Origin of the sequence: Methylobacterium ajmalii, assembly GCF_036448855.1 — a bacterium.
In the GTDB taxonomy this organism is placed as follows: domain Bacteria; phylum Pseudomonadota; class Alphaproteobacteria; order Rhizobiales; family Beijerinckiaceae; genus Methylobacterium; species Methylobacterium ajmalii.
The window spans coordinates 1-11476 of record NZ_JAZFXT010000036.1; the positions used below are offsets into that span (position 1 = coordinate 1).

The 11476-nt window shown below is 69.8% G+C and carries 11 protein-coding genes and 1 pseudogene; 6 read left to right on the forward strand and 6 right to left on the reverse strand.

Translation table 11 applies throughout. The annotated features are described in order from the left end of the window. Positions 1 to 135 (forward strand): transposase (locus tag V3T34_RS16555; protein WP_305079728.1); only part of this gene is annotated, 135 nt, incomplete at its 5' end. Positions 136 to 287: 152 nt separating this feature from the next. Here the strand turns inward: V3T34_RS16555 and V3T34_RS16560 are convergent. Continuing rightward, positions 288 to 935 (reverse strand): methyltransferase domain-containing protein, encoded by a 648-nt coding sequence (locus V3T34_RS16560; protein WP_060850448.1) that lies wholly within the window; start codon positions 933 to 935, stop codon positions 288 to 290. Positions 936 to 1065: 130 nt separating this feature from the next. On the opposite strand from V3T34_RS16560, the gene V3T34_RS16565 reads away from it, so the two are divergent. Next, positions 1066 to 1575, forward strand: coding sequence for a MerR family transcriptional regulator (locus V3T34_RS16565; protein ID WP_305079724.1), 510 nt, complete (start codon positions 1066 to 1068; stop codon positions 1573 to 1575). 486 nt (positions 1576 to 2061) lie between these two features. Here the strand turns inward: V3T34_RS16565 and V3T34_RS16570 are convergent, their stop codons facing one another. Both V3T34_RS16570 and V3T34_RS16575 read right to left on the reverse strand, forming a co-directional pair. Then, positions 2062 to 2730, reverse strand: coding sequence for a uracil-DNA glycosylase (locus V3T34_RS16570; protein ID WP_060850450.1), 669 nt, complete (start codon positions 2728 to 2730; stop codon positions 2062 to 2064). After that, entirely contained in the window at positions 2727 to 3878 is a 1152-nt protein-coding gene (locus V3T34_RS16575) for a nucleoside triphosphate pyrophosphohydrolase family protein (protein ID WP_305079725.1), read from the reverse strand. Before V3T34_RS16575 ends, V3T34_RS16570 begins: the two co-directional genes overlap by 4 nt. Positions 3879 to 4084: 206 nt before the next feature. Here V3T34_RS16575 and V3T34_RS16580 point away from each other — a divergent pair, with 206 nt between their 5' ends. Both V3T34_RS16580 and V3T34_RS16585 read left to right on the forward strand, forming a co-directional pair. Then, entirely contained in the window at positions 4085 to 4612 is a 528-nt protein-coding gene (locus V3T34_RS16580) for a hypothetical protein (RefSeq protein WP_060850452.1), read from the forward strand. A 7-nt stretch (positions 4613 to 4619) separates the two neighbouring features. After that, complete coding sequence (locus V3T34_RS16585; protein ID WP_060850453.1) at positions 4620 to 5213, forward strand: Nmad2 family putative nucleotide modification protein; 594 nt, start codon at positions 4620 to 4622, stop codon at positions 5211 to 5213. A gap of 618 nt (positions 5214 to 5831) precedes the next feature. Here V3T34_RS16585 and V3T34_RS16590 read toward each other — a convergent pair. From V3T34_RS16590 to V3T34_RS16600, 3 genes are all read right to left on the reverse strand, one after another. Next, on the reverse strand, positions 5832 to 9125 hold the full coding sequence (locus tag V3T34_RS16590) for an efflux RND transporter permease subunit (protein WP_305079726.1): 3294 nt from the start codon (positions 9123 to 9125) through the stop codon (positions 5832 to 5834). A 3-nt stretch (positions 9126 to 9128) separates the two neighbouring features. Continuing rightward, positions 9129 to 10358 (reverse strand): efflux RND transporter periplasmic adaptor subunit, encoded by a 1230-nt coding sequence (locus V3T34_RS16595; RefSeq protein WP_305079727.1) that lies wholly within the window; start codon positions 10356 to 10358, stop codon positions 9129 to 9131. Between the two features lie 70 nt (positions 10359 to 10428). After that, complete coding sequence (locus tag V3T34_RS16600; RefSeq protein WP_060850455.1) at positions 10429 to 10740, reverse strand: hypothetical protein; 312 nt, start codon at positions 10738 to 10740, stop codon at positions 10429 to 10431. A 107-nt stretch (positions 10741 to 10847) separates the two neighbouring features. Here V3T34_RS16600 and V3T34_RS16605 point away from each other — a divergent pair, with 107 nt between their 5' ends. Both V3T34_RS16605 and V3T34_RS16610 read left to right on the forward strand, forming a co-directional pair. After that, positions 10848 to 11120 (forward strand): metal-sensing transcriptional repressor, encoded by a 273-nt coding sequence (locus V3T34_RS16605; RefSeq protein ID WP_060850456.1) that lies wholly within the window; start codon positions 10848 to 10850, stop codon positions 11118 to 11120. A 7-nt stretch (positions 11121 to 11127) separates the two neighbouring features. Continuing rightward, positions 11128 to 11476 (forward strand): annotated as a pseudogene (locus tag V3T34_RS16610) (MFS transporter); the annotation flags it as partial.

The window sequence follows — 11476 nt, forward strand, 5'->3', positions numbered from 1 at the left end:
CACCAGGGCATTCTCTGGTCTCCGTCGTATTTCGTGGCGTCTTGTGGCGGCGCACCGCTTTCTGTGGTCGCCCAATACGTCCGACAGCAGCGAGAGAATGCGCGGCCTCCCCGGCCTGAAGGCCGAGATTTCTAGGATATTTTGATGATGACGGCCATTGGCCAGCAATTGCGAACGCCTTCGGACGAGCCTCACCCTCTGTTCGACCGATGATCTCCAGCGCGCCATGCGTGACATGTCGTCAAGGTGCAGGCGCCCGGCATCAACGGTGGCATGATGGCAGCGTCTCAGCGCTTGGATGCCCGGACCAGGGCCACTCTTGCGACGAGCACCGAATGCGAGCCGAGGCGCTTGACGCGCGCGAAACCAGCTTCGGAAAGGATGTCGGGCCACGTTCCGTCCGTGTGTGGTTGGAGACGCGGCTCGCCGAGCATCATGGACGCGACTTTGACCAAGGCGCCTTCCTGCGCCCCACGCGCCGCATCAAGATCCGAGGCGAGCAGGCTTCCTTGCCGCCGCAGGACGCGCAACAACTCGCGCGCGATCCGAAGCTTTCCTTCCGGTGGCTCGGAATGCAGGGCCATCACCGAAGCCGCCTTGTCGAAGGAGGCGGGAGGGAACGGCAAGCGACCGTGGGCCTCGTACGCGAACGCCTTCACGTTCGTGAGGCCCGCCGCCGCCGCATCGGCCCGGGTCGCGGCGGCGCGCTCTGCGTCCGCTTCCAAGCCGACGAACTTGGTACCCGGAAACCTCTTCGCGAGCCCGAGCACGGGTTCGGCCTGCGGCCCCCTGACATAGAGGATGCGCTCGCCGGCCTCGGGAGCAAGGGCGGCTATAAGGGGCTCGGTGCAGGCCGGGTCCCGCATCAGGACGGGATAGGTCCGCTCGAAGCCGCGCCTGGCAATCCACCGGCGCGCGCCAAGGATGAGGGCCATTGTCGAAGAAACCGTTCGGATCGACGCTACTGGCGACGTCGGCCTGGGGCGTGTCGGCCTCAGGGTGACGGCGGCCATTCCGACCATAGCCGCTTTTGGCCATGGGTGTACCGCTACGGGGTAAGGGTACATGGCACTCACCGCAAGCGGAGAACTCGGACCATGTCCTCCACCCACCTCATGCGCTAAGGTCCACGCACTCGGAAGTGGGAGAGGCCTTCGGGTGACGATTTCAATCGGTGAACTGTCGCGACGCTCGGGCGTGCGGATACCTACGATAAGGTACTATGAGCAGAACCGCCTCATTTCGGCCCCGGCTCGAACCGAGGGCCAGCAGCGACGCTACACTGAGGAGGACGTCGTTCGGTTGAGCTTTGTCCGACAGGCCAGAGAACTCGGATTGGAGGTCGATGCTATCCGCGAACTCCTCGAACTGGGAACAGGGCATAGTGGCTCGCCCGAGGAAGCTGCCAGGCTGGCCCTGCGCCACAGGGACGAGACGGACCGGCGGATCGCCCTGCTCACGGCACTCCGGTCCGAGCTTGGGCGTCTTGCGGCCGAATACGGCCGTGGACGTCTCCATGGAGGGCGTCTCCTTGAGGTGCTTGCGCAACCGGATATCGCGGATGGCGAACGCTGACCGTCTTGGCGCACGGGCATTCCGAAGGACCAGGGGCTCCGCCCCTGCCCCGGTGCTCCCAAGCGGGCAGCCCATCCCACCCGGTCCGCGCGGGGCACACGGAAGCAAGGCAGCGGTCTCAGCGGAGTGGTGGCGCAGGGCCTACACCATGGAGCATGACGAGGCGCCTGGCTCCGGCGTCGGAGAGCAGGCGCGCACGAACACCGCAATCAAATCGAACCTTGTCGCACGTCCCCCTTGCCCGCGCGGAGACTAGATAGGCGTCAAACCCAAGGTGGAGTGTGGCGCTTCGGCGTTTCCTGCCAAGACCGTGGGTGCATCAGCGCATCGAGCCCGGTGATCCACGACCGCATGGGCCCGCGAGATCGTCCCGGCAAATCATGGGCTCCGATGCGTGATCCCAGGCCGGTCCGCGAAGCGAGGGACGGTGCATCATGCCCAGGGGCGCCAGCCGTCGACGACCCGGAGATGCGGTTCCCGGTTCTCTCAGCTCAGCGTGAGTTGCACCTCGTGAGACACCTTGACGGGTAGGCCGTACAGCTCGCCCATGCGGGCGACGAACTCGGTCTGCCCTCCGTAGCTGGGATGCCGGACCCGCTCGGCCGCCATACCCAAGTCCGCCAACGCTGCCTCGGCATCCCTCCCGATGGCGACCAAGACCCGGGGCCGCAATTCCGACACCAGCCATTCGAGGAGGTGGCGGGACGCCTGCCGTTCCCGACGGGTATGGCAGCGATTGGACAGCGGGTCGCCGGCCGCGTGCGGATGGAGCGGGAAGACGTTCCAGAGGAAGACCGGGCGCCGCAGGTCCCGGAGAACCTGCCAGATCACCGTCGCCGTGCGCTCGGTCATCGCGGGGCCGCGGGTGGCCCGCGCCAGCGGCAATTGACCGTAGAGGCCGGCATGGGCGGAGAGGTGGGCCTCGTCCGTGAGCGCCAGGCCCGTGCGCCGCCCACCACGGTACCCGAGGTCGCGCGCGATCCAGATCGAATCGACGCCTCCGGCGAGGGCCGCCTCCAGGACGAGGCGAAGGTTCTCACGCCGGACTTGAGGCGCATCGACGCCGTCGTGGTCCGGGCAGGCCTCGGCGTAGGGGTTGAAGGTGTCGCTGAAGCGAAGCGCCGCGAGGGCTTCGATGAAGGCGCCAGGTGTCATGTCGGCAGGTCCTCGACCAGCATCTTCCGCCCGACGAGATCGAGCCGAAGGCGCCCGCGGCGCTTCTCCCGCAAGAAACGAAACGCTTCGTTACCGGCGAGGATGGCCTCTTCCCAAAGCCAGAGCGGGCAGGCCTCGACCTCGTAGCCGCGCACGAATTGCCTCACCGATTTCAGGAAGGCGAAGCCCAGGTCGCCCGGGCGCTGCCCTTCGAAGAAGCCGAGCTGCTTCGCCTCACCGAAGACGAAGGTCGCCACGCCCTCCTCGATCAGGATCGCGCGCGCTCCATCCTGCCCCTCGTCGACGCGGGCCTCGCTTTTCCTCTTCAGGCGGAACAGCGCGCGCGTCACCGGCGACCAGCCGAGGACGGCGGCGTAGGCATAGTGGAAGGCGTCGTGGAACCGGTAATCGTCTGGCTTCATGATGTTGTCGGTCAGGCGGTCGCCGATGAAGATGCCGTTGCATCGCTGCACGACGTACCGCCTGTCGTTGCCGCCGGTGCGCTCGAAGATGTCGATGGTCAACGCGCGGGGCAGGCGCTCCTCGTCCGGGAACGCCTCGTCGAACAGCGGCGGGGCCGCGCGCGTCGCCGGCCAACGGTCCTCGGCCTTCGCGAGGTTGCGCATGGCGGCCTGCTCAAGGGTGACGCCGGCCTCGTTCGCGGCCGCGACGAGAAGGCCGAACACTGCGGAGAGACGCTCCGGCAGGTCCGGGCTTCCCGCGAGGTCGCCCCGCGCCCCCAGCGCGGCAAGCCGGCCGACGGCCCCGGCCAGCTGTAGCAGGGTGTGCTCGAAGGCGACGGTCGGGACGTGCAAAGGCAAGGCACGCTGCGGCTGCACGTCCGCGAAGGTCGGCTCGGGCCCCCCGGCGAGGTCCCGGCCGGCGAGATCCCCCAAGCGCAGCGCGGCGTGATCGGCGATCACCGCCAGGTACCAGAGCGCGTCTCCCATCTCCTCGACGACGCTCGCCTCGTAGCCGAGATAGGACCGCGCGTCGCGCTGCTTCTTCTTGGTCTCGCTCAGCAGGCTGCCCGTCTCGCCGAAGAGGCCGAGCACGGCCAGGTCGAGGCCGGTGCCCTTCCCGCGCGTCCGGTCCGTCCGGATCGCCCCGGCTTGATAACCGTTCAGGCTAAGCGGCGCCGTATCCATGTCCCCTCCCCGCTCCGGATTGGCATATCCTCAGGTTGCCATCGTCGGACCTTTTCGGCGCTCAGTCCAGGGTGCCGGTGCCGACACACGCCGCGGCGGAACCACCCTTGCCATACCGACCGCGGCTGACCACCTAAGCTTTACTGAGCCAGGCTCCCGGGCGGAATGCGCGACGGAAGGACCTGGGCACCGGGGAGAAGCCGCACATGCCGAAGGTTCGCGTGCTCGGTCCTGTCGATGACGAGGAACGCACGGCCCTGCTCAAGCTCTTGGCCGAGGCGGGCTGCGAGGTCGTGGACGAGGAGGTCGCCGTCGTCGAGCCGGACGAAGGGGAGGACGACGAAGGGGAAGACGGCGAGCACGTCGAGGATCCCGTTGCGCCGGAAGACGGCGAGCCCGCGCCCGCGGATGACGAGGCCCCGGCCGGTCGCGCCGAGACGCCGGACGAGGACTTGGGGGTGATCGTGCTGTCTCCCGATTGCCTCGCGGACGAGGAGCTGGGGCGCGTGATGCAGCGGGCCGCCGCCCAGGGTCGTCGCGTCATCGGGATCTGGCCTCCTAGAACCCAGGACGAGACGCTGCCGCGCGCGTTCGAGGATTACGGCGGGGATACCGTCCCCTGGGATGCGGGCAGCCTGCGGGGCGCCCTACCGCCGAGGAACGCGAAGCCCGAGTGGTTGAAGCCCGACGCCCAGCCGCGGGCGGAGCGCCAGACCAAGCGGAACAAGTGCTGAGGCCGGCGTGCGCGTCCACTCCTACGTGATCGACCACGACCTCGGGTTCGCGCCCAATCCGTTTCACCGGGTTTGCACGCTGAGCGCGTGCAAACCGCTGATCCGGCAGCACGCGAGCGTGGGGGACTTCGTGGTCGGGACCGGTTCGATCCCGAACGGGATCAAGGACCGTGTCGTCTACTGGATGCGGGTCGACGAGATCCTCACCTTCGACCGGTACTGGGACGACGCGCGCTTCGGCGCCAAGCGACCCGTGATGTCCGGCAGCCGCATGCAGATCTACGGCGACAACATCTATCGCCGCTCGGCCGACGGCACCTTCGTCCAGGCCGATTCCTTCCATAGCGAGCCCGGGGGCGTCACCAGCCTGCCGAACCTGGTGCGCGACACCGGGCGGACCGACAGGGTGCTTCTCGGGCGCGAATACGCCTACTGGGGCGGGTCGGGCCCGCTGGTCCCCCAGGGACTGCGCGATCTCGTGCACAGCACGCAGGGCCATCGAAACCAGTTCCCGCCCGAGCGGGTGAGCGCCTTCGTGACATGGCTTCGCGGCATGCCGGGCCGTGGCTTCCTGGGTCGCCCGGCGAACTGGCCAGCCTGAGAGCCGAGCGCCCCGGCGGCCCCACCGCCGGCGAGGACGGCCGGCGGACCCGGCCACGAAGCCATGGGCGTGACCCGCGGCGAGGTGACCTCGCCCCGGTCCTACGGCGACATCGACGCCGCGCGCCGGCTGCCCCCGGGCGGGCGGCTCGGAAGGCGCGGCACCTGCCGGAATGAGCCTGGCTCAGAACCCTCTACCGCCGGCGTGTCCCGTGCGATGCCCAGGGGCTTTCGAGTGAGGGCGGCGGGCGGCGACCTTTCATCCGGGCCGGTCGGAAGTCCGGGCGGACAGCCGCTCGTGGCCCTCGATCTGGCCTCGATCCGTCGAGACGCGGCGGCGGCACGCGATCGAAGACAGGGCGTTCCCAAAGGCGTTGAACACGGCGGCACGCATCGGGTTACGCCGTCCCGCCGCGTGGGCGCCGTCTCGTTCGGTCCGGGGCAGCCTCGGTGATGCCGATCCATGCGCGCGGCTGCGCAGGACACGCTCTCATGAAAGCGTGTCCCGTTTTCGGCTCAGCGACAGCGACGCTCTCAACACAGCTTGTCCCGATTTGCCCGGAACCTTGTCCCGCCGTGATGCGGTCGCCCTGATCCGACCGCTCGCGAGGCCGTCCGGCTAAGGTGTTCGTGGGTCGGTCCACGCCACGACATGGCCTCGTGGAGCGGACGGGAAGGACGCCTTGGCCTTGCCGAACCGGACGTAAAGCGCCGGAAGGACCAGCAGCGTCAGGACGGTCGCGCTGGCCAAGCCGCCGATGACGACGGTCGCCAGCGGCCGCTGCACCTCCGCACCCGTGCCCGTCGCCAGGGCCATCGGCACGAAGCCAAGGGCGGCGACCAAGGCCGTCATCGCCACCGGCCGCAGCCGGGTCAGGGCGCCCTCGCGGACGGCATCCGGAATCGCCGTTCCCTCCGCCACGAGCGCGCGGATGTGGTTCAGCAGGACCAAGCCGTTCAGGACCGCGACGCCCGAGAGCGCGATGAACCCGACCGCCGCCGAGACCGAGAAGGGCATGTCGCGCAGCCACAGGGCCGCCACGCCGCCGGTCAGGGCCATCGGCACGGCGCTGAACACGATCAGCGCGTCGCGCCCGGACCCGAGCGCCCCGAGGAGCAGGAGGAAGATCAGCGCGAAGCAGGCCGGCACGACCACCGCCAGGCGCTGGCGAGCGGCCGTCAGGTTCTCGAACTGCCCGCCCCACTTCACCTCGTAACCGGGCGGCAAGCGCACCTCGGCGGCGATGCGCGCCTGCGCCTCGGCCACCAGCGAGCCGATGTCGCGCCCGCGCACGTTCGCGGTGACCACGACGCGGCGGCGGCCGTTCTCGCGGCTCACCTGGTTCGGCCCCTCGCCGAAGGCGAACGAGGCGAGCTGCCGCAGCGGCACGCTCGTCCCGCCGGCCGGACCGGGAGAGGCCGGGACGCCGGTGCCCGCCCGCGCGGGCGCGGCCTGCGCGGGCGGTAGCGGCACCGGCAGGTTCCTCAGCGCCTCGACGTCGCCCCGGACGTCGTCGGCCAACCGGACCACGATGGCGAAGCGACGGTCGCCCTCGAACACCAGCCCGGCGTCCTTGCCGCCGACCGCCGTGCCGATGACGTCCTGCACGTCCGCCATGCTCAAGCCGCGCCGGGCGATCTCGCGCCGGTCGACCTTGATCTCCAGGAACGGCAGCCCGACCGCCTCCTCGACCTTCACGTCGGCGGCGCCCTCCAGGCTGCGCAGGATGCCGGCGATCTTGCGGGCGCCGTCGACCATCGGGCCGAACTCCTCGCCGAACACCTTCACCGCGAGGTCGTCGCGAACGCCCGCGATCAGCTCGTTGAAGCGCATCTGGATGGGCTGCGAGAACCCGAGCAGCGTGCCCGGGATCAGCTTCGCCTCGGCGTCCATGCGGGCGATCAACGATTCCTTCGTCTCGGACGGGTCCGGCCACTCCGCTTGGGGCCTCAGGATCAGGTAGGTGTCACAGGCGTTCGGCGGCATCGGGTCGGCGGCGATGTCGGGCGTGCCGCAGCGCGAGTAGACGAAGGCCACCTCCGGGAACTTGCTCATGGCGTCCTCGACGCCGAGCTGCATGGCCTGCGACTGCGAGATGGCCGTCGAGGGGATGCGCCGCGCCTCCATGACGATGTTCTTCTCGTCGAGCGTCGGGGTGAACTCCTGGCCGAGCCGCGTCGCCAGGGCCCCGGCCAGCCCGAGGACGACCACCGCGCCGCCTATGAAAGCCAAGGGCGTCCGGACCGCCCCGCCCAGCACCGGTCGATAGGCCGCCTTCAGTCCTCGGATCAGCAGGTTGTCGCCCTCGCCGACCCGCCCGGTGATGAAGGTCGCGACCATCGCCGGGACGAAGGTCAGGGACAGCACGAAGGCCGCCACGAGCGCGATCAGCACCGTCAGCGCCATGGGTGCGAAGGTCTTGCCCTCCACGCCGGTGAAGGTCAGCAGCGGCACGTAGACCAGGATGATGATGGCCTGCCCGTAGACGCTCGGCTTTATCATCTCCTCGGCTGAGACGCGCACGGTCTCCAGCCGCTCGTCCAAGCTCAGCTTCCGTCCCAGCGCGTGCTGCCGCTCCGCCAGGTGCCGCAGGCTGTTCTCGGCGATGATGACCGCGCCGTCGACGATGAGCCCGAAGTCGAGCGCGCCGAGGCTCATCAGGTTGGCGCTGATGCGGCCCGCCAGCATGCCGGTGGCCGTCAGCATCATGGCGACCGGGATGACCAGGGCCGTGATGATCGCCGCGCGGATGTTGCCCAGCGCCAGGAACAGCACCGCGACGACCAGCAGCGCCCCCTCGGCCAGGTTCCTCGACACCGTCCGGACCGTGGCGTCGACGAGGTCGGTCCGGCTGAGCAGCGTCCGGGCCTGGATGCCCGGCGGGAGGAGCTTGTTGATCTCCTTGATCTTGGCGTCCGCGGCCGCCGAGACGGTTCGGCTGTTCTCGCCGATGAGCATGAGGGCGGTGCCCAGCACGACCTCGCGGCCGTTCTCGCTGGCCGAGCCGGTCCGGAGCTCGCGGCCGATCCCGACCTCGGCGACGTCCCTCACCAGGATCGGTATCCCGGCCCGGGTCGCCACGACGACGTCGCGGATCTGGTCGACGTTTTCGATCAGTCCTCCGGCCCGGACGACATAGCCCTCGCCGTTGCGCTCGACGTAGTTGGCGCCCCGGGTCACGTTGTTGGCTCCGATGGCCCGGGTCAGGTCGGCGAAGCCCAGGCCGTAGCCGACGAGCTTCATTGGGTCGGGCTTGACCTGGTACTCCTTGACGAACCCGCCGATGGCATCGGCGCCGGCCACGCCCGGCACGCTCTTCATCTGTGGCCGGATGATCCAATCCTGGACCGTGCGCAGGTAGACCGTGCGCTCGAAGTCGGACCTCAGCCGCTCGCCCTCGGGCGTCAGGTAGCTGCCGTCCGACTGCCAGCCCGGCAGGCCGTCGCGGACCGGGGCGCCGTCGCCGGCGGCCCGGTACTCGACCGCCCACCAGTAAATCTCGCCGAGGCCGGTCGAGATCGGCCCGAGCCTGACCTCGACCCCGGGTGGCAGGGTGTTGCGCACCTCGCCCAGGCGCTCGTTCACCTGTTGCCTGGCGAAGTAGACGTCGACCTTGTCGCTGAACACGGCCGTGAGCTGGGCGAAGCCGTTGCGCGAGAAGGAGCGCAAGCTCTCCAGGCCCGGCGTGCCGGCGAGCACCCTTTCGACTAGGACCGTGACCTGCTTCTCGATCTCGACCGGCGTCAGCGCCGGCGCGATGGCGTTGACCTGGACCTGGTTGTTGGTGACGTCCGGCACCGCGTCGATGGGCAGCCGCGCGAGCGACCAAGCCCCGAAGGCGGTGGCGATGAGCGTCACCAGGATGACCGCGTAGCGGTTGGCGACGGAGAAGGCGAGGATCGGGCGGATCACGGTTCAGTCCTCCGCCGCGGCCTTGCCGAGCTCAGACTTCAGCGTGAAGGTGTTGGCCACCGCCACGGCCTCGCCGGGCTCCAGCCCCTCCGTCACCTCCACGGCGGCGTCGTCCGACCGCCCGAGCTTCACCGGCCGCGCCTCGAAGCCCGCGGCCACCCGCACGAAGACGTTCGGTCTGCCCTCCAAGGTCTGGATGGCCGAGGCCGGGATGAGCACCCGCACCGGCTGGTCGGAGATCACGATCTCGGCACCAACGAAAGACCCGGGCCGCCAGGTCTCGTCCGGGTTGGCCAGTTCCGCGACGACCCGCGCCGCGCGCGTGGCTTGGTCGAGGACGGGCACGATGATGACGATGCGAGCGCGCGCGGCCTCGCCGGTCGTCTCGGCCCGCACGGCCACCGTCTGGCCCTCGCGGACCAGCGGCAGGTCGCCGGGGCTCACCGCGAGATCGACCCAGACCGTCGACAGGTCGACGACGCTGTAGAGCTCGGTCTCCAGGTTGTCCCGGCCGACGGCCGCCCCGAGGTCGACGCGCCGCTCCACGACCTTGCCACCGAGCGGCGAGCGGATCTCCTGGCGCTCGAACTGCGCCTCCGGCTGGTTCGGCAACGCCTGGATCTCGGCTTGGCTGAGGCCGAGGAAGGTCAGCTTACGGCGGGCCGCGTCCTCCTTGACCTTCAGGTCCTGGTAGCTCGCCTGCGAGCGCAGGTACTGCTGCTCGGACGAGATGCGCCTGTCCCAGAGCTCCTTGTCGCGCTCGTAGAGCGTCTTCTGCAGGGCGGCCGACACGCGCGCCGCCAAGTATTCTCCCTTGGCGTCGGCGATCTCGCGGCTGTCGAGGAGCGCTACGACCTCGCCCTTGGCGACCTTGTCGCCGAGCCCCTTGCGCAGCTCCACCACCGTGCCGGTGGTCTTCACCGCGATGCGGGCGGTCAGGTTGGCGTTCGGGACGATGGTGCCCGGCACGTGCAGGTGGCGCGAGAGGTTCCCGCCACCGACCTCGTCCGTGCGGATGCCGGCCTTGCCGACTTGGCCGTCCGTCAGCTTGACGAGGCCGGATCTCTCCGGCTCCGGACCGGCCGCCGCGTGCGGTTCGGGCTTGGCGGGCGCGGCGGCCCCCCTGGCGCCCGCCAGCATGGTGCGGACCGCATCGCGAGCGCCGGGCCACCAGGTCGCGATCAGGACGCCGCCGGCGAGGGCCAGCAGAACGGGGATGAGACGTCTGGACATGTCGGTGCCATGGACGGGCGGCCGCACGCGCACGGCGCCGTCGTTCGAGGATGGGAAGAGGCGGAAAGCCTCAGGCCCTCGGAGGCTCGAACGGTCCCTGCGCCCCGCCCCCGGCTCGGAAGACGTCGTCCAGGCGGGCGAACGACCGCGCCGCCGACGTGGCCACGCTCGCGGGAGCCTTGGCGGCGACGGGCATCACGCCCTGCGCGTGCGATTGCGCGTGGTGGACCAGGTCATCGGCATCCTGGTGGGCCTTGGCGTGGTCCTGTCCCGCCACCGGCGGCATGGCGAGCGCGACGGGACCGGAGGCTGCGTGCCGGGCCTCGGCGAGCAACGGCATCACCGTCACGGCCGCCAGGAGCAACGCGACGGCCACCGTCATGAGACGCCGTCCGAATGACACCCGACACCCTCTTCCCGGCAAGCGCCGTCCATCCCGGCGCGTCGAACACCCTTCCCTTATCCCCTCCGGGGGGATAGCATGTCAACATGGATCACGTGCACGCCTCCCACCCGGAGATCATCAAGCGGCTGAAGCGCGCCCACGGCCATCTCGCCGGCGTCATCGCGATGATCGAGGAGGGCCGCCCCTGCGTGGACCTCGCCCAGCAGTTGCAGGCGGTCGAGAGCGCCATCGCCAACGCGAAGCGCACGCTGATCGAGGACCACATGGAGCACTGCATCGGCGACGGCGTCGCGGACGGCGGCAAGTCCGCCAAGGCGGCGCTGGCCGAGTTCAAGGCGCTCGCCAGGTACCTGTGAGGCCCCGATGCTGAGCGTCCTCGCGAACCGCACCTACCGGTACCTGTTCGCCGCGCAGGTCATCGCCCTGGTCGGCACCGGCCTGCTGACGGTGGCCCTCGGCCTGCTCGCCTACCGGTTGGCCGGGGCCAAGGCCGGAGCGGTGCTGGGAACGGCGCTCGCCATCAAGATGGTGGCCTACGTGCTGGTCGCGCCCATCGCGAACGCCTTCACCGGGCAGTTTCCCCGCCGCGCTTTCCTGGTTGCGACCGACCTCGTCCGGGCCGGCGTCGCCCTGATCCTGCCCTTCGTCGACCAGGTTTGGCAGGTCTACCTGCTGGTGTTCGTGCTGCAAGCCTGCTCGGCGGCCTTCACGC